Genomic DNA, 21,901 nt, shown 5'->3' on the forward strand with positions numbered 1-21,901 from the left:
GCGAGGGCGGGGGCGGGGGCGGCCGCCAGGGCCGTCACGGCCGTCATCGCGGTCACCGCCGCGACAGCGGCCAGGGCGGCCCGTGGCCGTCGGCCGCGGCCCCGGGCGGCCCATCGCTTCCGGTGCGCGAGCGCCTGCGTGACGGGTGAGTCGGGGGCGGGAGTGCGCATCGCTGATCTCCTTGGCCGTCGTGCGTCGTCGTACCGCCGGGCGCGGGGACGCGGGCGGTGATCACGACGCTAGGCGGCCTGGGTGGAACAAGCCCATCCGGCCGCCCCCCGGCGGCCGGTGCGCCTCGCTCCCCCCTGCGGGCTGGTGCTGCCCCCAGGTTCCTGGGAGCGCCGGGGAGCGCCGGGGCGATCGATGCCGAGAAGCGCGCCCCGGCATTCGTCGCCCATCGGCAGGCGACCGCGCGTCGGCGCCCGAGCGGGCGCCCACCCTCCCGAAGCGGCTCGGCGGCCACCCGACAAAGGCGGTGCGGGGAATGTCGGGTGGCCGGGACCGGTGTCACCGCACGATGGGGGCATGGACGACACGACCTTGGTATCCCGCTTTCTCCGCGACGGCTTCGTGAAGGTGGAGGGCGCCGTCGCGCCGCGCGTGGCCGCGGACGGCGCGCGGCTGCTGTGGCGGGAGACGGGCTGCGACCCGGACGATCCGGCGACGTGGACGCAGCCCGTGCACTGGGTGGCCGGCATGGCGCAGGGGCCGTTCGCCGCCGCGCCCAACTCCCCGTCCCTGCATCGCGCGTACGACCTGCTCGTCGGCGCGGGGCGCTGGGAGCCGCGCTATTCGCTGGGCACGTTCCCGCTGCGCTTCCCGCACGAGGAGGAGCCGGACGACGCGGGCTGGCACATCGAGGGGAGCTATCTGCCGGAGGGTGAGAGCTGGTACTTCACCAATCTGCGCTCCCGGGGCCGGGCCTTGCTGATGCTGTTCCTTTTCAGCGAGGTCGGCGAGGAGGACGCCCCGACCCGGATTCGGGTCGGCTCACACCTCGACGTGCCGAAGGTGCTGGAGAAGTATGGGGAGGACGGGGCGAGCGGGCTGACCCTCGCGCCCGATCTGGTGGCGGCGTCCGACCACCGGCCGGTCGCCCTCGCCACCGGGTCCCCGGGCGACGTCTTCCTGTGCCATCCGTTCCTGGTGCACGCGGCGCAACCGCACCACGGGGCGCGACCGCGCTTCATGGCCCAGCCGCCGCTGATGCCGGCCGCGCCGTACGAACTGGAGCGGGCCGACGGCGCGTACTCACCCGTGGAGATCGCGATCCGTCGGGGCCTGGGACAGGACACCCCGGTCACCGGCCTTCGCTGAGAGACGCTCCGGCCGACGCGGCGGGGGCCTCGACGGATCTCGTCGAGGCCCCGGCGAGCTCGGGCGCGGTGGGCGGCCTGCTGAGGCGGTGGGCCACTACACGCCGGGCGAACACCCGTACGGTCGTCTGCGGGCATACGCACATGCCGTTCGTGCGCCTCGTCCACGGTCGGCTCGTGGTCAACCGGGGCAGCGTCGGCATGCCCTACGGGCGGGCCGGGGCCCACTGGGCGCTCCTGGGCCCCGGCGTCGACCTCCGCCGCACCGCGTACGACGTCGAGGCCGCCGTCGCCCAGGTCACCCGGGAGTCCTCCTGCCCGGACGCCGCCGAGTGGGCGGACTACTACCTCCACGCGCGGGCGACGGACGTGGAAGCGCTGGAGACCTTCGCCCCGCGCGACGGGCGCGAGCACGCGCCGTGAGGGGTGGGCGGGCGGCGGCGGTCAGCGCATCAGCGCGCCGCCGTTGATGTCGTACGTCGCGCCCGTGATGAAGGCCCCCTGGTCGCCGGCCAGGTGGACCACGAGGGCGGCGACCTCCTCGGGCGTGGCGATGCGCCCCAGCGGCACCCGGGCGGTCAGCTCGGCGAGCGCCCGCTCGCCGACGGAGCGGACCATCGGGGTGTCGATCATCGCGGGCGAGACCGCGTTCACGGTGATGCCGTCGGCGGCCAGCTCTGCCGCGAAGACGCGGGTGAGGGCGATCAGACCGGCCTTGGAGGCGCCGTAGTGCGCACCGGTGGGGCGGGCCGTCTGACCGGCGATGGAGGCCATGTTGATCACTCGGCCGCCGCGCCCGCGGCGCCGCATGCCGGCGGCGACCGCACGGGTGAGGAAGAAGGTGCCGCGGAGGTTCACGTCGAAGACCGCGTCCCACTCCTCGGGGGTGATGTCCCACAGCCCGCTGCCCGGGGCGCGGGCGGCGTTGTTGACCAGGATGTCCACCCCGCCCCAGCGCTTCTCGACGGCCGCGAGCGCGCCGCGGCCGGCCGCCGGGTCGGACAGGTCGGCGACAACGGGCAGGGTGCGGTCGCCGCCGGGGTCGATGGCGCGGGCGGTCTCCTCGTTGCGCCGGGCGTCGGTGTCGAGCAGGGCGACCCGGGCGCCGTGGGCGTACAGGGCACGGGCGATGGCGGCGCCCAGCCCGCCCGCGGCACCCGTGACGAGGGCGACGCGCCCCGCGAGGCCGACGGCGGGAGCGGGAGCGGGCGTGGCGCCGGGGTCGGGGTCGGGGGCCGGTACGGGGTCGGGGGCGGGCGGGTTGTCGGGCATGCGGGGCTCCTCCTCCGGCGGGAAGGCGATACGAGGACGGGCGGTGCGGACGGTGGCGAGGTGACGCGCCGTCACCGGTTGCCGAAGAACAGCTCGCGCCCCACCCGGGCCTCGACGCGCAGATAGCGCCAGAGCTGGTGGTCGCCCACGGGGGTGTCGCGCACGATGCCGCAGACGCGGGCCACGGCGTCGAGGTCGGGGGCGTCGGCGAGGATGTACGAGGTCCACGGCCAGGCGGTGGAGGCGCCGACCATCAGCTGGTCGTCGTCGAGCGTGCCGAGGACGGTGAGGCCGAACCGCCGGCCGAGGTCGTCGAACGCACCGGGTATCGCCTGCGCGACCCGGTCGCGCTCGTCGGCGTCGGCGGCGAAGAAGTCCTGGGTGACGCCGATGCAGAACAGGACGCGGAGGGGCTTGTTGATCATGCTCTCCACGCTAACCGACGCGCGGTCGTGACCGACCGTACGGGCCACGGCCGGTGCCGGTACCGGTGCGAGGGACACCGATCGGGCATGCCCCGCGCGCATCGCACGCCCTGGTCCAGGGCCGTGCCTTCCTTCGACAATCGTCCTATGGAAAACGGATGGTTCGTCATCCTGGCCGTGATCGTTGTGGCATTCGCCGTGCAGGCGCTGTTCGGCCCACGCGCCAGGCCGGGCGACTGCCCCACGTGCGGAGGTCTGGGCTGGTACACCGGCATGCGTGCCGACGACTTCGAGCGTGTCACGTGCTGGAAGTGTCGAGGCAGCGGAAGGAGTCGTTGACCCGCACGGACGGCCGCCACGGGCTTCGGCGTCACCGGTGCGGCTCCGGCCTCGCTACGGAGTTCGTCGAGCTTGTCGGTGAGGGTGCGGCGGTGCAGAGCCGGCGGGGCCGCGGCGGCGTCGCGGCCGACGGGGCCCGGCAGGTCACCGGCGGCGGGACGCTACCCTTCTCGGGCCGGCGTCGCGGTGCGCGTCGCCGTGACCGCCAGCGTCGTGCAGCGCACGGCGAACGACCCGCCCCATGCGTCGATGGCCTCGCCGATGGCCGTCAGGACCTCGTCCCGCGCCGCCGGCGGGAGCTGGGCGTGGCCGCCCGTGGTGGCCAGGTGGTCCAGCCACTCGTCCCGGGTGCGGGTCCGCTCCCGGTCGAACCGCCACCGCTCCGGGGCGTCGAACGCGCCCACGTCCCGTATCCCGTCGGCCGCCATGGCGCACAGGCCGCCGTACGCGTCGGCGGCCGAAGCGGACTCCGATGCCGACGCCGACGCCGGCGCCGTCCCCGGGATGCGGGCGGCGAGCGCGTCGGGCATCGCCCGGCGGTAGACCTCGGCGAAGGACCGCGCCAGTTCCGGCGGGGGCTGTGCCGCGTTCCAGAACACGGCCAGCCGGCCACCGGGCCGCAGCACCCGGGCCGCCTTGGCCGCCCCCGCGACCGGGTCCACCCAGTGCCAGCTCTGCCCGGAGACCACCGCGTCGAACTCCCGGCCGGCCGGCTCCCAGGTCTCGAACGCCGCCACCTCGACCCGCAGTCCGCGCCGGCGCGCCCACGCGGCCATCCGCGCGTCGACGTCGACCCCGAGCACTCGGCAGCCGGCCGCCGCGAACTGCCGGGCCACGATGCCGGTGCCGCAGCCGACGTCGAGCACGTCGGGGCCGGGGGCGGTGGCGACGACCCGGTCCACCAGGGCTCGGGGATAGCGGGGCCGGGCCCGGTCGTAGCGTTCGGCGTCCGCGCCGAACGACTCGGCCAACTGCCGCTGACGATGGGGCTCGTGACGGGACTCGCGATGGGGCCGGGGCGCTCCCCCGGACGGTAAAGTGGGCATGCGCCCACTATGAGTGGGCGACCGCCCACTCGTCAATCGGGACGGGGACGGCGGGCCGAGCGGGAGACCGAGGAGACGCCCCGTGCCGACAGGAGTGGCCATCCGTGACGCGCGCGAGCACCTGTTCGACGCCGCCGAGCGCGTCCTGCTCCGGGACGGCCCGAGCGCGCTGAGCAGCCGGGCGGTGACCACGGAGGCGGGCTGCGCCAAGGGCGTGCTGCACCGCCACTTCGTCGACTTCGACGCCTTCCTCGCCGAGCTCGTGCTCGATCGCGTCGCCCGCGTCGAGGGCCGGGCCGCCGCCCTGCGCGACGCCGCCGGAACGGGCACCGTCGCCGACACCCTCACCGACGCCCTGACGGAGCTGTTCGGATCGGTCGCCGTGGCGATCGTCGGCCTCGTCACCTCCCGGGACGAGGTGCGTGCGCGGCTCCGCCGGACCACGCCGACCGGTGTCCCGCTCCTGACGGAGGCCACGGCGGGAATCGCCTCCTACCTCACCGCCGAGCGCGAGCTGGGCCGCGTCGCGGCGGGCACGGACGTCGACACCCTGGCCCCCGCCCTCGTCGGGGCGGGGCATCTGCTCTTCGCCGACCGCACCGGCCCCCCGCCGGAGGCGGACGCCGTCCGCCGGGTCGTGACCTCGGTCCTCGCCGGCGCCCTGCGGGAACCGCCGCGCTGACCGCCCGTCGTCATCCCCCGGCCGAACGGGCCCCCGCGCCCCGGGGTTCGGCGCGCATGGGCAGGGGGCCCGTGCCCAGGGTCGTCTCCGGGCGGGGGCGCACCGCCCGGCCGGGGACCGGTCGGAGCCGCCAGCGGGCCCCGACCGTGGCGATGGTGAGCATCGCCTCCGTCGTCCCGAAGTGTTCCCCGACGCATCTGCGGGTGCCCGCGCCGAAGGGGAGCAGCGCGCCGCGCGGCACGTCCTTGGCCCGGTGGGGCAGCCATCGGTCGGGGTCGAAGGAGTCCGGGCGCGGGAAGTGCCGCGGGTCGCGGTGCAGGGCGTACGGGCTGTAGAGGACCGTGGTGCCGGGGGCGAGCCGGCGCCCGGCCAGTTCCGTCGCGGCCGTCGTGGTCCGGGTGAACATCCAGCCGGGCGGATACAGGCGCAGGACCTCCGTGAGGACGCGGCGGGTGTACGCGAGGCGCGGCAGGTCGGTGACGCCCGCGGGGCGGCCGGCGAGGACGGTGTCGAGCTCCTCGTGCAGCCGCCCCTCGACCTCGGGGTGGGTGCCGAGCAGATGGAACGCCCAGGCCATGGCGTGCCCCGTGGGTTCCGTCCCGGCCACCAGCAGCGTCATGACCTGGTCGCGCAGTTCGTCCGCGCTCAGGACGGAGACTCCCTCGTCGGCGCCCTCCCCGGCGCCCTCGTCGGACGGAGCCATCAGTGCCGAGAGCAGATCACCGCGGTCGTCGCGACCGCCCCCGGCCCTCCCGGCCCGCGCGTAGTCGTCCACGATGCGGTCGATGAGCTCCCGCAGGCGCGCGAGCGCCAGCCGGAAGCGCCTGTTGGCCGGGGTGGGGAGTTTCTCCCAGAGGCCGAGCGGCGCGGTCATGCGCCGGTACACGCCGCCGAAGAGGACGGCCAGGCAGTGCTGGATGTCGGCGACGTCGCGCTCCGTGATGTCGGCGGAGAACAGCGTACGGGCGGTGGCGCGGGCGGTGAGCGCCTGCATCGCGACGCCGACGTCGAGGACGTGGCCCGGCCGCCAGGAGCCGGCCAGCGCCTCGATCTCCTGGAGCATCCCGGCGGCGTAACCGTCGACGCGGGCGCGGTGGAAGGCGGGCCCCACCAGCCGGCGCTGCCGCCGGTGGGCGGCCCACCCGGAGGTGCCCAGTCCGTTCCCGAGGAGCGGCCGCACCTTGTCGAACAAGGGGCCGCCCTTGTCGTAGGTGCGGGGGTCGGCCAGGACGGCGTGGACGAGGTCGGGGTGGCAGACCACATACGCCGGCCGCGGGCCCAGCCGCACCTCGACCAGGTCCCCGCGCGCGGGCAGGGAGGCCAGGAACTCCAGCGGCCTCCTGCGCAGGGTGAGGGCGTGGCCGAGCAGCGGCAGCGCGCCGGGGGCGGGCACCGACCGCCACGCCCGCCCGGCCGACCGTGCGTTCTCCGTGCTCCGTACGTCCTCCATGCGCCGTACGTCCTCCATCCCGGTCTCAGGTCCCCGTGGCGAAGCGCTCGTCCGTGCTGTAGAGCGGGCGCGGCCCCGCCGGTTGCTCGCCGGGCAGATACGCGGGCGAGTCGACGTAGCGCGGTCGGCCCCGGTGGTAGTCGTGGTTCCCCCGCACCTGGGTCTCGTAGGTCTCCAGGACCTGAGCCACCCGCGCCCGTACGCCCTCGTCGACGCCGAGCCGGGACAGTTCGGCGGGCACCCGCTCCACCGCCCCGACGAATCGTTTCATCAGGTCCGTGAGCATCGTGTTGACGTGGTTCACGGCCTCCTGCCGGGAACAGCACCGCTCCCGCTGGGCGATGAGGACGGCGTTGAAGGGGTAGCCGACGGCGTCCTCCCGGTCGACGGAGAAGACGTCGTTGTAGATCCCGATCCACTCCGCCCCGCGGTGGCGGGCCTCGACCATCGCGGGCAGCATGCGGACCCGGTGCGGCAGGTCGATGCCGAGGGCGTACTCGCCCAGGTGCATGAACCAGCCGAGCACCGAGGTGTACCGCCGGTGCGGAATGTATTCCTCCATCGACATGGTGGTGCCGAGCCGCACGGCGGCCACCTCGCGCACGAAGGTGGCCAGCCAGATCAGCACCTCCGCCGTGAACTCCGCGCGCCACTCCGCCGACCGGCCCGCGCACACGAGCTCGTGCACCTCCCGGCCGGCCCGGGCCGCCGGGCTCCGCACCTCTCCGACGCCCTCGATCGCGCGGGTCAGCTCCGCGACCGTCTCCGTGACGAAGACGACGTCACGTGCGGTGATGCGCTCGTCGAGGCCGTCGTCGACCGCCCAGACCCACAGGACGTACCTGCACAGCGCCTCGAACCGCTCGGGAAGCGTCTTCACGATGCAGATGGCCGTGGCGAAGTCGGGCTGGGTGCGCTCCATCTGACGGAGAACCGCCGGGTCGATCGTCAGCGCGGACGCTCGCCCCCAGTCGTACATCTGCGTCTCCCGCCCGTTCCAGGCGGGGTTGATCCCGCGCTCTCGCAACGGCATGAAGAACGGCGGGAACGTGTAACCGAGCGTTCTCGGCGCGGCCGGCGTTCCGGTGTCCGTGCTCGCGGCGTTGTCCCTGCCGACGGTGGTCTCCGTGCTCGCGGCGGTGTCCGCCATCGCGCCTCCCTGCCTCCCCATCGACGTGCGCTCCCCTGGCATCGTGCGACGAGCCGCCGGGGGCGCAAACCCCCGTGGCGCCGGTGCGGCCCGGACCGATCGCTCCGCGGCTCGATCCCTCGGTTCCGGACCGCGGGTCGGCCGCGCTTCGGGCCGCGTCGCGGGCCCCCGGCGGTTGCCGGGCGCCGGGGCCCTTCCGGCCGAGTGGCCGCATCGACTCGCCCCGGACGGGCGACGCTGCCGGGCAGCGGTCCCGCGGCCTGGTAGCCGTGGGCCGTGATCAGCTCTCGCCGACGGCGCCGCGCCCCCCTCGCGCTCCGCCAGGCCGCCACCTCCCTGCTGTGCCTGTCCGCCGTCCTGGTGTCCGCGCCGCCGGCGGCCGGCCGTACGGCCGTGTCCCCGCCGCTCCCTGCCGCGCCGGCCCCTCCCGCGCCGGCCGGGATGCCGGAGCCGCCCGCGGCGCCGGTGGTCCGCGAGGAGCTGGCCGCGCTGACCGTGGCGCCCCCGCGTTCGATGTCCGGCTACAGCCGGAACAGGTTCCCGCACTGGGTGACGCAGCACCAGCAGTGCGACACCCGGGAGGTGGTGCTGGCCCGGGACGGCAAGGACGTCGTCACGGACGCCCGGTGCCGGGCCTCCTCCGGGAGCTGGTACAGCGCGTACGACGGGGTGACGCTCGCGGCCGCGAGCCAGGTCGACATCGACCACATGGTGCCGCTCGCCAACGCCTGGCGCTCGGGCGCCGACGGGTGGGACGTCGCCAAGCGCCGAACCTTCGCCAACGATCTGACGAACTCGCAGCTCATCGCGGTGTCCGCGGCCTCGAACCGCGCCAAGGGCGACCAGTCGCCGGACCAGTGGAAGCCGCGGCTCACCGGCTACCACTGCACGTACTCCCGCGCCTGGACGCATGTGAAGCACCTCTACGGGCTGAGCGTCACGCCGCAGGAGAAGGCCGAGCTGACGAAGATGCTCGACACATGCGCCTGATGGACGGCGTCCTATGAGCGGCGAGCAGGGCGAGGAGCGGGGTGTGAACGAGGCGATGAGCGGCGCACAGCCGACGGCCGAGCGCCTGGTGGACGAGGTCGTCGCCGGGCCGGGCGGCGCGATGACCGACGAGGTGGGTGTCGTCACCGGCGACCTGACCGTGGTGACGGAACTGTCGCCGGACGGGCGGCGGGCCGCCGTCGAGGTCCAGTACACCGGGGCGGAGGAGTGGTACACGCTCACCGGCAGCCCGGTGCCGCTGCCGCCCGGGGGGCTGCCGGCGCTGCACGCCGCGGTGCTCGCACGTGTCCGGGCCGGTGGAGCGGCCGAGGCGCCGCGGCTGTCCTGAAAGCCGCCCCCCCGTACGGGGCTCCAGCCCCGCCGTGAGTAGGGTCGTCGGCGTGTCGGCGCGCACCCTCCGCGCCCGGCCCGCGGCGGATCGTACGGAGGTGCCCGCGCCGATGACCCCCACCCGCGTCTGGCGGTTCACGCGGCTGCGCTGGGACTCCTCGGGCGCCGCGTTCGACTGGCACTCCCCCGCGCAGCCGCACGCTTTCCCCGCGCGGCCCCACGCCTCTCCGGCGCAGCCCCCGGCGCCCTCCGCCGCCCCGCCCACCGAGCGGATCAGTCCGCTCCCTCTCGGGGCGGACCCGGCCCTCCAGGTGGGCGAGGACCGCCGCTGCGTCGGGATACGGCGGGGCGGGCAGCGCGTCCCCTGTGCCCGGGGCGGCGCGGAACTGCCCGCACCCCATCTCGGCGGCCAGTGCCCCGTCTGCTCGGCGCTGGACCGGTCCTCGTCCATCGCGGCCGACACCCGGCTGGACGACCCCCGGCCGTTCCGGGTGTACCTCGCCTCCTTCGGCACCGGCGGCCCGGTCAAGGTCGGCATCACCGCGGCCGAGCGCGGCACCTCGCGGCTGCTCGAACAGGGCGCCCTGGCCTCGGTGTTCCTCGCCGAGGGGCCGCTCGCGGCGGCCAGGCGCGCCGAGAACGTGCTGGCCGCCGCGCTGGGCGTGCCCGACCGGGTGCTCGTCCCGGCGAAGCGCCGCGCCCGCGCGCGGCCCTCGACCCCCGGGGAGCGCGCCGACGAACTGGTCCGCTGGGCCCGGCGGGCACGGGCGGTGTCCGGCTGGGCCGACACCCTCGACGCCCACGACGAGCCGCTGCCCGAGGACCACGCGGCGCGCTACGGCCTGCCCGGCGCGGGCGTCGCCCCCGACCGGGAGGCGCTGCCGCCGGCCCCGGGGGACGTGCTCGCCGGCCGGGTCCACTGCCTGGTCGGTGCCGATCTCTATCTGGAGACCCCCGGCGGTCTGATCCTCCTCGACAGTCGACTGCTGTCGGGGTGGGCGCTGCGCAGAGCGCCGGCCGGCGCGGTGTGGAGCGCGCCGATCCGCGCACCGCGGGACCCCGGTGGCGCCGGTGACCGGGAGGAGCCGGACGCCCTCTTCTGAACCTGACGCCCCATCGGCCCCACCCGCCACGGGCCGCCGGCCACCGATCGCCGGTCACCGGCCGGCGTACGCGCCGCGAAACGCGACCGCCCCGGCGGACACGCGGCCACGAGGGCGTGCGGACTGCCGTACGCGCCGCCCCTGTCACCCGGCCACCGCCTTTCGCGGTGTGTCACGGCAGGGACACCATCGAAGGTGTCCCACTGCCGGGAGGATCACCAGCAGGACGATCTTCGCTGACGCCCGGAGGTTCCACCATGGCCGCGCCCGCCGTTCCGCTCCGCCCCGTTCCCGGCCCGCGCGGTCTGCCGCTGCTCGGACACCTCCCCACCTTCGGCGGGGACCCGCTGGGCTTCTTCGAGCATCTGCGGGACGACTACGGCGACGCCGTGACCTGGTCGCTCGGCCCGCTGCGCAGCCTCTTCGTCTCCCGCCCCGAGCACATCGCGGAGCTGCTCGGAGGGGTGGAGCGCGGTTACGAGATCCTGAAGATCGGCTGGACGCTCGGCCAGGTGGTCGGCGACAGCGTGCTGCGCAGCCAGGGGGCCGACTGGCGCCGCAAGCGGAGCCTCGTCCAGCCGACCGTGCGACCCCGCCAAGTGCGGCGGTACGCGGCGACGATGGTGGACTGCGCACGGGCGCTCGCCGACCGCTGGGAGGACGGCCGGCGCATCGACGTGCGCCCGGAGATGACCCTCCTCACCCAGCGGATCGTGCTCCGCACCCTGTTCGGCAACGACCTCGGCGACCGCACCGGCGCGCTGAGCGAGGCGATGGCCGTGGCCGAGCACGTGGTCGGGGACGAGCTGCGGAACGTCAACCTCTTTCTGCCGAGCTGGGTCCGCACCCCCGCGCGGCGGCGGCTGCTGGCCGCCGTCGCCACGATCGACAGCGAGATCCACCGGCTGATCGGTGCCCGCCGGGCCGCGGCGGACGGCGCCGAGGAACACGACGACCTGCTGGCCCGGCTGCTCGCGGCGCGGGACGAGCAGGGCCGGCCGCTCTCCGCCAAGGAGGTGCGGGACGAGGCGGTGACGCTCTGGGCAGCCGGCCACGAGACCACCTCCACCACGCTGACCTGGACCTGGTTCCTGCTGTCGACCGCCCCGGCCGTCCGGGCCCGGCTCGACGAGGAGCTGGAGCGGGTGCTCGACGGACGGCCGCCGACCATCGACGACTACGAGCGGCTGGCCTGGACCCAACAGATCGTCAAGGAGGCACTGCGGCTCTACCCCCCTTCATGGACGATCCCGCGCGTGGCCCGCGAGGGCGCCACACTGGGCGGATTCCCGATCCCGGCCGGCACGACGGTGTGGTGCAGCCAGTGGACCACGCACCGGGACCCCCGCTGGTTCCCCGACCCGGCGGCGTTCCGCCCGGAGCGGTGGGACACGGACGCGCCCCATCCGGTGCCGGACCACGCGTGGTTCCCGTTCGGCGGCGGTCAGCGCACGTGCGTCGGTGCCCGGTTCGCCCAGGTGGAGGCGGCGCTGGTGCTCGCGACCCTGGCCCAGCGCTTCCATGTGGACGTCGACCCCGTCGAGGTGGTCCCGAAGGTCGGCCTGCTGCTCCAGCCGGCGGTGCCGCTCCACGCGACCCTGCGTGCGGTCGCCCGCCCGCCGCGTACGACGGTGGACGCGCCGCTCCGACCCGCCGCCCCCGTCGGCCGGCCGCATCCCACCGGGTGACCGGGTGAGGAGCGGGGGGAACACCGGGGGGCCGGGCCCGACCGGGCTCATGTACGGTGCACCGAAGCGGCTGCCGGAGGACGCCCCTGCGCGCGGCCCGCCCCCCGTACACGTCCTTCGCACCGATCGGCCCACCGCAGGTGACCCCGTACTCCCTCGCCTTCTACCTGGACGTCGTCACCACCGGAACGGTGCTCGGCGCGCGCCCGACGGACAGCCCCGACCGGGTCACGGAGGTGCTGGGCCCGGACTTCGCCGAGAACCCCTTCGCGTACTCCCTGTGCCGTGACTACGGGATGGCGGAGTTCTTCTGGGACCGGGCGTCTGCCGACCACCCCTGGGAGGGCCACCACTTCACCCTGCGGGTGCACCAGCTGGCGCGGTTGGGCAGCGCGTCCGTCAACGGGGCGATCCGGGCCGCGTACGGGCGGTTCGACCGACGGCTGCGCTTCGCGAAACTGCACAGGCTCCTGGAGCGGCGCGGCGTCCGCCTGCTGGAGGTCCCCCACCCGCAGGCTCCGCACTACCGCACGTACTGGCAGCCGCGGTCGCTGGTGTCCATCACCGTCATCGGCGCGCGCGAGGACTTCATCACGCCGGACGATCTGCGGGTCGGCGACGTCCACAGCATCAGCGGCCCGGTGATCTCCGACGAACTGGAGCGGCTCGCCTCGCGCACGCGGTGACCCGCGAGCGGGGGCGCGGGGCCGGGCGAGCCGGGAGCGCGGGGCCAGGCGAGCCGGGGGCGCGTGGTCCGGCGAGCGCCCCCACTCCCCTGGCACGTTCGCTTCAATGGACGCGAGCGCGCTCGGCGCGCGGCGGCCGCGCCCACAGCCGTCCGCGGCCGCGTACGGCGGTCGACGGCCGCGCGCCGCACGCCGCACGCCAGGAAGGAGTGGGGCCCGTGCATCCGACCCGGCTCGGGCTGATCGAGGCGGCCGACCTGATCCGGCGGGGCGAGCTGTCGTCCGCCGCGTACGCGCGCGCCCTGTTGGAGCGCGTCGAGGCCCGCGCCGACCTCGCCGCCTTCATCTCCCTCCCGGCCGCCGACGACCTGCTGGAGCGGGCCGGGCGGGCCGACGCGGCGGCGGTCCGTGCCCGTGCGCGGGGCGAGCGCCTCCCTCCCCTGCACGGCGTGCCGTTGGCGGTCAAGGACAACATCGACACGGCGGACCTGCCCACCACCGCCGGCACCCCCGCCCTGCGCGCCCACCGGCCGACGGCGGACGCCGATGTCGTACGGGCCCTGCGCGCGGCCGGGGCGCTGGTGCTCGGCAAGACCAACCTGCACGAGCTGGCCTACGGCGTCACCAGCGACAACGGCGCGTTCGGAGCGGTGCGCAACCCCTACGACGGCGGGCGGACGGCCGGCGGCAGCAGCGGGGGGACGGCCGCCGCGGTGGCCGCGGGGCTCGCGCCCGCGGGGCTCGGCACCGACACGGGAGGGTCGGTCCGGATTCCCGCGGCGCTGTGCGGTGTCGTGGGGCTGCGGCCGACCGCCGGCCGCTACCCGCAGCGGGGGCTGCTGCTCATCTCCGGCACCCGGGACACGGCCGGTCCGATGGCGCGGACGGTCGCCGATGTCGCCGCGCTCGACGCGGCCCTGACGGGCGGGCGGCCCGGGGCGGTCGACGCGCGGGCGGCGAACGCTCGGACGACCGGCGCTCGGGCGACCGACGAGGATGCCGAAGACGCCGGCGGCGGGCTGCGCGGGGTTCGGCTGGGCGTGGTGCGCGAGCCGTTCTTCGCCGATCTGCCGCCGGACGTCGCCGCCGTCCTGGAGCGGTGCCTGGCGCGGCTCCAGGACGGGGGCGCCCGGGTCGTCGAGACGGAACTGCCGCCGGGCACCGACGAGCTCATCGCCCGCACCATGTTCTCGATCCCCTTCCACGAGACACCGGCCACCCTGCGCTCGTACCTGGCGGCCGTGCCGTCCGGGCCGACCCCGGCGGAGGTGGCCGAGCGATGCGGCAGCCCGGACGTCCGCCGGCTCCTCACGGGGATGCTGGCCGCGGGCGCGGCCCGGGCGGCCGACTACGCGGAGGCGATGGCGGTGCACCGGCCGGCGCTGGCGGCGGCGTACGACGAGGTGTTCGCCGCCCATCGCCTGGACGCGCTGGTGGCGCCGACGACCCCGCTGACCGCCGTGCGCGTCGGGGCGCACGAGGTCCGCCTCGGGGGCCGTCGCGAGTCGGCGCTCTCGGCCTACACCCGCACCACCGGTCCGGGCAGCGTCATCGGCCTGCCGGGCCTGACGGTGCCCGCCGGGCTCGACGCCTCCGGGCTGCCCGTCGGGCTGGCGCTGGACGGCGTGCCGGGCCGGGACCGGGAGCTCCTGCGGATCGGGCACATGTGCGAGCTGCTCATCGGCCGCGTGCCGGCGCCGCCCTGGTGAGGGGCGCCGCCGGGCGGCTTCGACGACACGGCCCGCGCACGACGGCACGCCCACCCCGAGAGCTGAGACACGCCCGCCCCGCGCGACGGCATGACCGGCGCGGCCTGCGCGTCGACACGGTCTACGCGTCGGCCGCCCGCGGCACGACGACGGCGAGCCCGGGGGGCGTGGTGTGCCAGAACGCCACCGCCCCGGTCAGCACGTCCTCCACGACGGCCCAGTCCCGGGGCGCGGCGGCGGCGTAGCCCTGCCAGGCGCGCAGGGCGAGCAGCCGGCCGGGCGCCGGGGGGCACCACGACAGGTCGATGAGGCAGTCGGCGAGGCCGTCCCAGGTGCGGCCGAACCAGTCGGGCAGGCGCAGCGCCTCGGCGCAGCGGTCCATGAACCGCTCCTTGTCCGTGACGCCGTCGAGGTCCAGCAGCACGGCGCTCCAGCCGGCGTCCCGCGCGGCGGCCACCGCCTCCTCGACGGGGCGGTCGCCCGGCCAGGCGAGCATGCCCGGGGGCACGCTGCCGTCGAGCACGGCGGCCAGTTCGGGGGGCGTCGGGGCGCCCTGTTCCGCACGGGTCATCGCAGCACCGCCTTGAAGCTCCGGTAGTGGTCGTCGGTGTAGTACGTCTCCTGGCGCTCGCCGGTGACGATGCGGCGCGCCCCCCGGTCCCGGGAGCCGGGGGTGCGGACCGTGTACTCGTGGTAGTAGCCCCGCTTGCGCTGGGGGAGCACCCGTTCGTAGTTGCCGAACACGGTGCCGTCCTGCGGGTACGGGAAGGGGCCGCGCGCGTCGATCAGCCGCAGGGTCTCCCGTGCCTCGGGCGGGAGCCGGTCGGCCCGGACGACGGCCATGCCCTTTGCCCAGTCGGGCACGTCGCCGGGCCGGTTGGAAGAGCCGGCTCCGGAATCGGCTCCGGCTCGTGGGGAGGACGCGGCCGAGGCGCTGGCCGAGCCGCCGCCCCCGTCCTTTCCCGAGGAGCAGCCGGCGACAAGGAGGACACAACAGGTGATGAGCGCCCCGAGGACACGAAAGGCTCTTCCCGGAGCGGAGCGGTTGAACATGGCGGCAATGCTGTCATATCCGCGCCCTCGGGCCCGGGCGGCGGCCCGGCCTGTCGGCCGGGTGCGCGTCATCCGCCGAGCCGCGACCCGCGGGAGGACTCTCAGGGCTTGTTGGCGATCGCCCCGAGGTATTGGTTGAGCTGCTCCACGCGCGCGTCGAGCCCCTTCGTGGCCTGCGCGATCTCGTCCAGGAGCCGGACCGCGGCGAGCAGCGCCCATACCGTGGCCCTGGCCGTCGGGTCGTCCACCTGCTCGAGCGCGGCGCGCGCCTCCTCGACCGCCGCGCGAGTCGCCGTGCCGGACTGCCCGTCCATCGGTTCCCCTCTCCGCCCGAATGTCCGTCCGATCCGGGGCGCGTACCGCCCGCTGGGGCTCTTCTGCCCGCCCGACGGCTCGCCTCACATCGAAGCCCCGCTCACGTCGGGGCCCGGCTCACGCGGGGCGCCTCACATCGCGAGGCGCCTCGCACCGCGGCATACGGGCCCCTCGGCGCCCGTGACATGAATCGGCGGCGCGGGGGCACCCGAACCGCACAGAAGAGCTCCGGCCGGCAGCGGAAAGGACCCCCGGCATGTCGAACGTACTCGGCACCATCGACCGCATCTCCCGACGACTGCGGCCGGCCATGGGCCGGTCGACGGCGGCACGGCCCCGCTCCCGGCGGCGCGGCGCGCCGATGGCGTCCGGCGGCAACCGGGCCCGCGGCGCGGGCGCCGGGTCCCTGATCGGTGGGCTGCTGCGGATGCTGCGCGGCAGCTCCGGGGCGCGCCGGCCGGCGGGGCGCCGTTTCGGCGGCGGCCGGTACTGACGCGCACCGACACGTACTGACGCGTACCGACGTCGGGACCCGACCGGCAGCGCGCGCACGGACCGCGGTCGTCCATCGAGCGGACAGCGCAGCGAGCGACAGCACAGCGACGGGCCCGGGTGGCTTCAAGCCACCCGGGCCCGCGGCATGTGTCCACCCGGGCCCGCCGCGCACCGAGTGTGTTTCACGCAACACCACGCTCGCCCCATATGTCCCGTTTACACGCCAGAAGCCCCCCGCCTCCTCTGGGCGGCCACGCGGGGCGCATGACAAGATGCTGCACGTTCAGCGCCACTTCAGGCGCCCGCCGAAGGCGAATCCGCCGCAATTCCCTCCGGGGTGGCAGACCGCGCCCCCGCACGTCCCTGTTCGTATTCAGGAGAACGCACGATGCTCTATGCCGCTCGAGAGGATCTCGACGCACCCCGAACACCCCAGCGGCAGGCACCCCGGCGGCCCAGACTCTACGTTCTGGACGGGCTCCGGCTGCTCGCCGCGCTCGTGGTCCTCTGCTATCACTACGGCGCCCTGCGCGATGGTTGGGGACAGCAACCGGATGCGATATCCCCGCTCTTCCACCGGTTCTCCCAATACGGGTGGCTGGGCGTGGAGATGTTCTTCCTGATCAGCGGATTCGTCATCTGCATGAGCACCTGGGGCCGCTCGCTCGCGGATTTCGTGGTCTCCCGGGTGTCGCGGCTCTACCCCGCGTACTGGGCGGCGATCCTGCTGACCACGGCCGTTCTGACGGTGTGGCCGAACGTCCGCAGCGCCAGCAATCTGGAAATCGTCCTCACCAATCTCACGATGCTCCAGCAGGGCCTCGGCGTGCCCGACCTCGACGACGTCTACTGGACGCTGTTCATCGAGCTCAAGTTCTACATCCTCTTCGCCCTCGTCGTGGCCGGCGGCGTCACCTACCGCAAATGCGTGCTCTTCTGCGGTGTGTGGACGACCGCCGCGGTCATCGCCCCGCAGGCGAACGACAACCTGCTCTCGATGTGGGCGCTTCCGTCGTACACGCCGTTCTTCGTCGCGGGCATCGCCTTCTACCTGATGTACCGCTTCAAGCCCACCGCGCTGCTCTGGGGCATTGTGGGGGTGTCGTTCCTCCTGGCCCAGCACTATGTGCAGAACCGCATGAAGCTCAGCCTCGGCGCCGCCGAGGCGGAGCGCATTCCGGGGTGGCCGGCGCGGCTGGCCATCGTGCTGGCCTTCGCCATCATGGCGGCCATCGCGCTCGGCGCGTTCGACCGCATCCAGTGGAAGTGGCTCACCACGGCCGGCGCCCTGACGTATCCGCTGTACCTCATTCACATGTTCATCGGGCTGACCCTGATCGATCTGCTGCGCGATCGGTACTCCGCCAAGATCCTGCTGCCCGCCATCACCGCGCTCATGCTCGCGATGGCCTGGTGCATTCACCGCTTCATCGAGCGGCCCGTGAGCAGAATGCTGAAGAACGCCATGAACAAGAGCGTGGTGGAATTGCGGCGCAATACCGAGCCGCGGAAGTCGAGGCTCTCCTTCCTGGGCGGTTCCGGCGATGCCGGAGGCCGGACGCCGTACCCCGGCCAGCAGCCCACGGCCGCCGCGGCGCCCCACCACCACCCCGGCGGACCGCTGCCCCCGGTATGACCGCGCGCCGGTGCGGGTAGCACCAGGGTGGCTCGGGGCACGGACCGGAACGCGTGGGGCGACGACGTGGTGAGGCAGCCATGGGTGACCGCCGTGGAGAGCGCGGCGCGGAGCACGAGGGCACCCGCGGTCCGGCGCACGAGCCGGTGCCGATGCACCGGCTCGATGTGCCGGCCCCGCACATCCTGCCCTTCGCGATCGGGTCGTTCGACTCGATCGGGCCGCTGTCCCGCGCCTCCTTCCCGCACCGGCACACGTTCTACGAGATCGTCCACGTCACCGGCGGCCGCGGCCACCACGTCGTCGACCTGAGCCGCTGGCCGCTGCACCCGCCCCATCTGTGCGTCATCGTCCCCGGCCAGGTCCACTACTGGGAGGCGGTCACGGAGCTGCGCGGCCGGGTGGTCCTGTTCGACGACGCCTTTCTGCTCCCCCACCCCGGCGACCGCGCACTGCTGCGGCGGCTCGGCGAGCACCCCTGGTTCCGCCTCGACGCCCGCGACTCGGCGGACATCGCACCGGTCGTCGCCGAGTTGGCGCGGGAGTACCGGGCCCGGCGGCCCGGGATGGTCTCCGTCCTCCAGGCGTATCTGCACATCCTGATCGTGCGCGCCGGCCGGCTGCTGGACCGCTCCCCCGACCTGCCGGCCGCGCCCGCCGCGGCACGGCCCCGCTACGACGGCGCCGCCGCCCTCGCCGAGCGGTTCGCCCTGCTGCTCGCCCGCCCCGAGGACCTCGCCGGGTGCTCCGTCGGGTCCTGCGCGGCCCGGCTCGGGGTGTCCGTGGGCTATCTCACCGAGGCGGTCAAGCTGGCCACCGGCCGCACCCCGGGCCAGCTGATCCGGCACTGCCAGGCGCTGGAGGCCAAGCGGCTGCTGGCCAGCACGGACCTCACGGTGAGCCGGGTCGCCCGCGAGGTGGGGTTCGCCGATCCGGCGTACTTCTGCCGCTTCTTCCGCCGGGAGACCGGAGCGACGCCGGGGCAGTTCCGCCGGGCGGCCCGTGGGAACCACCAGACTGACCGCGATCTGTCCATCGCCCCGTCCGCCCCGCCCTCCTAGGGTCGGTTCCGCTCGTGGGGCAGCCGTCCCCTCCTCGGCTGCCCCGACTCCCGACACCCCCTCGATCGAAGGAGCGGACCGTGGAAGGCGAGAACCTGCCCGGAACCGGCCCCGACGCGACACCCGGGGCGAGCCACCCGACCGGCCCCGGCGCGACGGCCGGCACACCTGACGACGCGGCACCCGGGCGGGGTCCCCGGCCCGGCGCCCCGCGGGGCGTCAGCCGCAAGACCGTGCTCAAGGCCGCGTTGGCGGTCGGGCCCGCCGCGGCGCTGCTGGGCGGCGACCGGGCGAACGCGTGACGCCGACGCCGTCCTGCGACGACGGCGACGATCCGACGCCACCCCAGACGGAGGGCCCCTACTTCAAGCCCGACTCGCCCCGGCGGACCTCGCTGCTCGAACCGGGCGTGCCCGGCGTCCGGCTCACCGTGGTCGGCTTCGTGTACGACCTGTCCTGCCGGCCGATCGCGAACGCGCTGCTGGACTTCTGGCAGGCGGACCGCCGGGGCGCGTACGACAACGTCGGCTACCGCTTCCGCGGCCACCAGTTCACCGACGCGCGCGGCGCCTACCGCCTCACCACCGTCGTGCCCGGCCTCTACCCCGGCCGCACCCGGCATCTGCACGTCAAGGTGCAGGCCCCGCACGAGCCCGTCCTGACCACGCAGCTCTACTTCCCCGGCGAGCCGCGCAACGCCACCGACCCCATCTTCGACCCGGAGCTGCTGATGACGGTCCGCGACCTCGGGTCCACCAAGGACGCCTCGTTCGACTTCGTCCTCGCCCTCGGCGGCACCGGCCGATGACCGGGACGGCGGGTCAGGCGCCGCCGGCCGGGAGGATCTGGAGCTCCACCGGGCCTCGGGCCTCCCGGACACCGGTGGAGCTCAGGCACTCCGTGGGCGCGGCGGAGGGCAGTACTTGGACGGACCGGATCGCCGTGCCGCCCTTGCCGCGCCCCTCGACGACCCGGCCGGTGAAGGTCACGACGTTGACTCCGCCGACCCGGGCGGCGACCGCGCTGTCGTAGTCGATGCGGGACGTGGCGCCGTCGCCGTAGCGCACCAGCTCCTTCGCCTTCGGCGAGTTGACCGCGAGGCAGCTGGCGGACGGGGAGACGGCCTCCACATGGCCGGTGGACCGGGGGCCGGTGGGCCTGGAACCCGCGGCCTTGGAACCGGCGGCCTTGGAGTCGGCGGCCTGGGAACCGGCGGGCTTGGGGTCCGCGGGCTTGGGGTCGCCGGTGCAGGTGTACGTGGCCTGCGCCCGGATCGCGGTCTGCCGCGCGGTGAGCGACAGCCCCGGGGTGTAGCTGGTGCGCTCCTCGCCCACGCAGGTGATCAGTGCCTGCGCCTGGGTGGCGGGCGCCCACATCAGGGAGGAGCCGACCAGCGCCAGGGAACAGAGCCCCACCGCCACACCGCGTCCACCGTACATACGCATCCCCTTTCCGAGAGACCGTGCCCCGCGCCGTGTGCGGCGCGGAGGCGACGGCTCCTGACTACCCAGTAGGACACGGCGTCCCCCCTGGTCGCACCGGGCACCGGCAGCACACCCGTACCTCTCGCGCCACCGCTCGCGCCCCCCGGCGTGCCGGGTCGGGCGCGAGCGGTCAAGTGCTCGGCGTCGGGCGGGGGTTGGGCCGACCGCAGGGCCGAGGGGAGACTCAGGCGCTCAGGAACTCAAGGACTCAGGTGCTCAACGGCCGTGCAGAAACACCGGCAGCGCCCGGTGGCCGTTGGAGATGAACGACTCCACTGGCCGCAGCTCCTCCGGTTCGACGGCGAGGGTCAGTCGGGGGAAGCGGTCGAAGAGCGCGGGCAGCGCGACCCCCGCCTCCAGCCGGCCCAGCGGCGCCCCGAGGCAGTAGTGGACGCCGTGGCCGAAGGCGAGGTGCTCCTTGTCGGCCCGGGTCACATCGAAGCGGTCCGCGTCCGGGCCGTGCCACTCGGGGCTGCGGCCGGCGGCCGCGTACCCGGCGAGGATGGCGTCGCCCGCCCGGATCACCTCGCCGCCCACCGGAATGTCCTCGACGGCGTAGCGCAGCGGCAGATTGGCGACGGGCGCCTCCAGCCGCAGGGTCTCCTCGATGACGTCACCGAAGGTGGCGTGGCCTGCGCGGACGCGGGCGAGCTCCTCGGGGTGGGTGAGCAGGGCGCAGATGGCGTGGTCGATGAGGTTGACGGTGGTCTCGTGGCCGGCGCCGATCATGAGGAGGAGGGTGTCCAGCAGTTCCCGCTCGCTGAGCCCGGCCCCCCGCCCCGCGCCGTTCGGTGCCTCGTCGTCGCGCACGGAGATGAGGACGCTGGTCATGTCGTCGCCCGGCTTCCGCCGCTTGGCGGCGACGAGGTCGCCGAGGAGGACGTAGAGCCTGCTGTAGGTGGCCGTGACCTCCTCGGGGTCGGCGGCGGTGTGGAAGATGCTGTCCACGACGTCGCGCAGCCCCTCGCCGTCCGCCTCGTCGAGGCCGAACAGCTCGGTGATGACCTGGATGGGCAGCGGATAGGCGTATCGCTCGCGCAGGTCGACCACCTCGCCGGGGGTGGTGGCGGCCAGGTCGTCGAGGAGGGACGCGGTGATCTCCTCGACGCGGGGCCGCAGCGCGGCCATTCTGCGGTGGGTGAAGGCGGGTGCGACCAGTCGGCGCAGCCGCCGGTGGTCGTCGCCGTAGGCGGTGAACATGTTCTCCACCGCGACCCAGGTGAACAGGGGCCACTCCGGGGATATCCGGCCGTCGATCCAGGCCGGCCAGTGGCGGCGCGGGTCCTTGGACACCCGCGGATCGGCCAGCAGGCTCTTGAGCTCGGCGTGGCCGGTCACCGCCCACGCCGGCACGCCGCCGGGGAGTTCGACACGGGTCACCGGGCCCCGCTCGCGTAATCGGGCGGCCTCGGCGTGGATGTCACGGCCGGTCGGATCGAGGGCGATGGGCCGGGCGGTGGGGTGGGTGCTCATGGCTGGTGTCCTCCTCGGTTCGTCCCGCGCCGGGCGCGGGACGCTCGGAGCGCTCACGAAGGCGGGTGCCCGGGGCGCGTGTTCCTCCCCCACCCTGGCACGGCGTGCCGCTCCCAACGGGCCGTTCGCGCCAGGGAGCGGCGGGGCGGCCGGGGACGGGCTCGGGGCGGTTTCGGG

Annotated in this window: 21 protein-coding genes and 2 pseudogenes; 13 read left to right on the forward strand and 10 right to left on the reverse strand. The window is 74.9% G+C overall.

The window, feature by feature from the left end; translation table 11 throughout:
- The first annotated feature begins 525 nt into the window (after positions 1–525).
- Together ACSNOD_RS13155 and ACSNOD_RS13160 are read left to right on the forward strand one after the other, a co-directional pair.
- On the forward strand, positions 526–1,317 hold the full coding sequence (locus ACSNOD_RS13155; RefSeq protein ID WP_436767072.1) for a phytanoyl-CoA dioxygenase family protein: 792 nt from the start codon (positions 526–528) through the stop codon (positions 1,315–1,317).
- 110 nt (positions 1,318–1,427) lie between these two features.
- Positions 1,428–1,739, forward strand: a pseudogene (locus tag ACSNOD_RS13160) (metallophosphoesterase family protein); the annotation flags it as partial.
- 21 nt (positions 1,740–1,760) lie between these two features.
- Here the strand turns inward: ACSNOD_RS13160 and ACSNOD_RS13165 are convergent.
- The 3 genes from ACSNOD_RS13165 to ACSNOD_RS13175 form a co-directional block, all read right to left on the reverse strand.
- The gene (locus tag ACSNOD_RS13165) at positions 1,761–2,588 is read right to left on the reverse strand and encodes an SDR family NAD(P)-dependent oxidoreductase (RefSeq protein WP_436767073.1); all 828 of its coding nucleotides are present in this window, start codon (positions 2,586–2,588) and stop codon (positions 1,761–1,763) included.
- Positions 2,589–2,659: 71 nt separating this feature from the next.
- Positions 2,660–3,013 carry a hypothetical protein gene (locus tag ACSNOD_RS13170; protein WP_436767074.1) on the reverse strand — a complete coding sequence of 118 codons (354 nt, stop codon included), beginning with the start codon at positions 3,011–3,013 and terminating at the stop codon, positions 2,660–2,662.
- Between the two features lie 500 nt (positions 3,014–3,513).
- Entirely contained in the window at positions 3,514–4,398 is an 885-nt protein-coding gene (locus ACSNOD_RS13175) for a class I SAM-dependent methyltransferase (protein WP_436767075.1), read from the reverse strand.
- A gap of 82 nt (positions 4,399–4,480) precedes the next feature.
- Here ACSNOD_RS13175 and ACSNOD_RS13180 point away from each other — a divergent pair, with 82 nt between their 5' ends.
- Complete coding sequence (locus ACSNOD_RS13180) at positions 4,481–5,080, forward strand: TetR/AcrR family transcriptional regulator (RefSeq protein ID WP_436767076.1); 600 nt, start codon at positions 4,481–4,483, stop codon at positions 5,078–5,080.
- 10 nt (positions 5,081–5,090) lie between these two features.
- Here the strand turns inward: ACSNOD_RS13180 and ACSNOD_RS13185 are convergent, their stop codons facing one another.
- Together ACSNOD_RS13185 and ACSNOD_RS13190 are read right to left on the reverse strand one after the other, a co-directional pair.
- A complete protein-coding gene (locus ACSNOD_RS13185; RefSeq protein WP_436767077.1) occupies positions 5,091–6,530 on the reverse strand; it encodes a cytochrome P450 in 1,440 nt (479 codons plus the stop codon).
- Between the two features lie 25 nt (positions 6,531–6,555).
- Positions 6,556–7,680, reverse strand: a complete 1,125-nt coding sequence (locus ACSNOD_RS13190) for a terpene synthase family protein (protein ID WP_436767078.1) — start codon at positions 7,678–7,680, stop codon at positions 6,556–6,558.
- 279 nt (positions 7,681–7,959) lie between these two features.
- Here ACSNOD_RS13190 and ACSNOD_RS13195 point away from each other — a divergent pair, with 279 nt between their 5' ends.
- The 6 genes from ACSNOD_RS13195 (at position 7,960) to ACSNOD_RS13220 (ending at position 14,207) form a co-directional block, all read left to right on the forward strand.
- The gene (locus ACSNOD_RS13195; RefSeq protein WP_436767090.1) at positions 7,960–8,670 is read left to right on the forward strand and encodes an HNH endonuclease family protein; all 711 of its coding nucleotides are present in this window, start codon (positions 7,960–7,962) and stop codon (positions 8,668–8,670) included.
- Between the two features lie 55 nt (positions 8,671–8,725).
- Positions 8,726–9,019 (forward strand): hypothetical protein, encoded by a 294-nt coding sequence (locus tag ACSNOD_RS13200; RefSeq protein WP_436767091.1) that lies wholly within the window; start codon positions 8,726–8,728, stop codon positions 9,017–9,019.
- Positions 9,020–9,131: 112 nt separating this feature from the next.
- Complete coding sequence (locus tag ACSNOD_RS13205; RefSeq protein WP_436767079.1) at positions 9,132–10,124, forward strand: DUF2797 domain-containing protein; 993 nt, start codon at positions 9,132–9,134, stop codon at positions 10,122–10,124.
- 257 nt (positions 10,125–10,381) lie between these two features.
- Positions 10,382–11,812, forward strand: a complete 1,431-nt coding sequence (locus tag ACSNOD_RS13210) for a cytochrome P450 (protein ID WP_436767080.1) — start codon at positions 10,382–10,384, stop codon at positions 11,810–11,812.
- Between the two features lie 140 nt (positions 11,813–11,952).
- Entirely contained in the window at positions 11,953–12,498 is a 546-nt protein-coding gene (locus ACSNOD_RS13215; RefSeq protein WP_436767081.1) for a hypothetical protein, read from the forward strand.
- 218 nt (positions 12,499–12,716) lie between these two features.
- Positions 12,717–14,207, forward strand: coding sequence for an amidase family protein (locus tag ACSNOD_RS13220; RefSeq protein ID WP_436767082.1), 1,491 nt, complete (start codon positions 12,717–12,719; stop codon positions 14,205–14,207).
- A 121-nt stretch (positions 14,208–14,328) separates the two neighbouring features.
- Here the strand turns inward: ACSNOD_RS13220 and ACSNOD_RS13225 are convergent, their stop codons facing one another.
- The 3 genes from ACSNOD_RS13225 to ACSNOD_RS13235 form a co-directional block, all read right to left on the reverse strand.
- Positions 14,329–14,778 carry a barstar family protein gene (locus ACSNOD_RS13225; RefSeq protein ID WP_436767083.1) on the reverse strand — a complete coding sequence of 150 codons (450 nt, stop codon included), beginning with the start codon at positions 14,776–14,778 and terminating at the stop codon, positions 14,329–14,331.
- The gene (locus tag ACSNOD_RS13230) at positions 14,775–15,071 is read right to left on the reverse strand and encodes a ribonuclease domain-containing protein (protein WP_436767084.1); all 297 of its coding nucleotides are present in this window, start codon (positions 15,069–15,071) and stop codon (positions 14,775–14,777) included. The genes ACSNOD_RS13225 and ACSNOD_RS13230 overlap by 4 nt, the downstream gene beginning before the upstream one ends.
- Positions 15,072–15,361: 290 nt before the next feature.
- Complete coding sequence (locus tag ACSNOD_RS13235; RefSeq protein ID WP_436767085.1) at positions 15,362–15,574, reverse strand: hypothetical protein; 213 nt, start codon at positions 15,572–15,574, stop codon at positions 15,362–15,364.
- Positions 15,575–15,831: 257 nt separating this feature from the next.
- On the opposite strand from ACSNOD_RS13235, the gene ACSNOD_RS13240 reads away from it, so the two are divergent.
- The 4 genes and pseudogenes from ACSNOD_RS13240 to ACSNOD_RS13255 all read left to right on the forward strand — a co-directional run.
- Complete coding sequence (locus tag ACSNOD_RS13240; protein ID WP_436767086.1) at positions 15,832–16,068, forward strand: hypothetical protein; 237 nt, start codon at positions 15,832–15,834, stop codon at positions 16,066–16,068.
- Positions 16,069–16,458: 390 nt separating this feature from the next.
- On the forward strand, positions 16,459–17,706 hold the full coding sequence (locus tag ACSNOD_RS13245) for an acyltransferase family protein (protein ID WP_436767087.1): 1,248 nt from the start codon (positions 16,459–16,461) through the stop codon (positions 17,704–17,706).
- Between the two features lie 152 nt (positions 17,707–17,858).
- On the forward strand, positions 17,859–18,767 hold the full coding sequence (locus tag ACSNOD_RS13250; RefSeq protein ID WP_436767092.1) for a helix-turn-helix domain-containing protein: 909 nt from the start codon (positions 17,859–17,861) through the stop codon (positions 18,765–18,767).
- Positions 18,768–19,000: 233 nt separating this feature from the next.
- Positions 19,001–19,551 (forward strand): annotated as a pseudogene (locus ACSNOD_RS13255) (carbohydrate-binding protein); the annotation flags it as partial.
- A gap of 37 nt (positions 19,552–19,588) precedes the next feature.
- Here the strand turns inward: ACSNOD_RS13255 and ACSNOD_RS13260 are convergent.
- On the reverse strand, positions 19,589–20,206 hold the full coding sequence (locus tag ACSNOD_RS13260) for a hypothetical protein (protein ID WP_436767088.1): 618 nt from the start codon (positions 20,204–20,206) through the stop codon (positions 19,589–19,591).
- A gap of 261 nt (positions 20,207–20,467) precedes the next feature.
- Entirely contained in the window at positions 20,468–21,724 is a 1,257-nt protein-coding gene (locus ACSNOD_RS13265) for a cytochrome P450 family protein (RefSeq protein ID WP_436767089.1), read from the reverse strand.
- Positions 21,725–21,901: the final 177 nt, after the last annotated feature.

Origin of the sequence: Streptomyces sp. URMC 123 (assembly GCF_051386515.1) — a bacterium.
Classification (GTDB): Bacteria; Actinomycetota; Actinomycetes; order Streptomycetales; family Streptomycetaceae; genus Streptomyces.

Bases quoted from the DNA above. Each gene is read 5' to 3' on its own strand.
- ACSNOD_RS13155 (WP_436767072.1), top strand. From the start codon at position 526: ATGGACGACACGACCTTGGTATCCCGCTTTCTCCGCGACGGCTTCGTG.
- ACSNOD_RS13165 (WP_436767073.1), bottom strand. From the start codon at position 2,588: ATGCCCGACAACCCGCCCGCCCCCGACCCCGTACCGGCCCCCGACCCC.
- ACSNOD_RS13170 (WP_436767074.1), bottom strand. From the start codon at position 3,013: ATGATCAACAAGCCCCTCCGCGTCCTGTTCTGCATCGGCGTCACCCAG.
- ACSNOD_RS13175 (WP_436767075.1), bottom strand. From the start codon at position 4,398: ATGCCCACTTTACCGTCCGGGGGAGCGCCCCGGCCCCATCGCGAGTCC.
- ACSNOD_RS13185 (WP_436767077.1), bottom strand. From the start codon at position 6,530: ATGGAGGACGTACGGAGCACGGAGAACGCACGGTCGGCCGGGCGGGCG.
- ACSNOD_RS13190 (WP_436767078.1), bottom strand. From the start codon at position 7,680: ATGGCGGACACCGCCGCGAGCACGGAGACCACCGTCGGCAGGGACAAC.
- ACSNOD_RS13200 (WP_436767091.1), top strand. From the start codon at position 8,726: ATGAGCGGCGCACAGCCGACGGCCGAGCGCCTGGTGGACGAGGTCGTC.
- ACSNOD_RS13205 (WP_436767079.1), top strand. From the start codon at position 9,132: ATGACCCCCACCCGCGTCTGGCGGTTCACGCGGCTGCGCTGGGACTCC.
- ACSNOD_RS13210 (WP_436767080.1), top strand. From the start codon at position 10,382: ATGGCCGCGCCCGCCGTTCCGCTCCGCCCCGTTCCCGGCCCGCGCGGT.
- ACSNOD_RS13225 (WP_436767083.1), bottom strand. From the start codon at position 14,778: ATGACCCGTGCGGAACAGGGCGCCCCGACGCCCCCCGAACTGGCCGCC.
- ACSNOD_RS13235 (WP_436767085.1), bottom strand. From the start codon at position 15,574: ATGGACGGGCAGTCCGGCACGGCGACTCGCGCGGCGGTCGAGGAGGCG.
- ACSNOD_RS13240 (WP_436767086.1), top strand. From the start codon at position 15,832: ATGTCGAACGTACTCGGCACCATCGACCGCATCTCCCGACGACTGCGG.
- ACSNOD_RS13245 (WP_436767087.1), top strand. From the start codon at position 16,459: ATGCTCTATGCCGCTCGAGAGGATCTCGACGCACCCCGAACACCCCAG.
- ACSNOD_RS13250 (WP_436767092.1), top strand. From the start codon at position 17,859: ATGCACCGGCTCGATGTGCCGGCCCCGCACATCCTGCCCTTCGCGATC.
- ACSNOD_RS13260 (WP_436767088.1), bottom strand. From the start codon at position 20,206: ATGTACGGTGGACGCGGTGTGGCGGTGGGGCTCTGTTCCCTGGCGCTG.
- ACSNOD_RS13265 (WP_436767089.1), bottom strand. From the start codon at position 21,724: ATGAGCACCCACCCCACCGCCCGGCCCATCGCCCTCGATCCGACCGGC.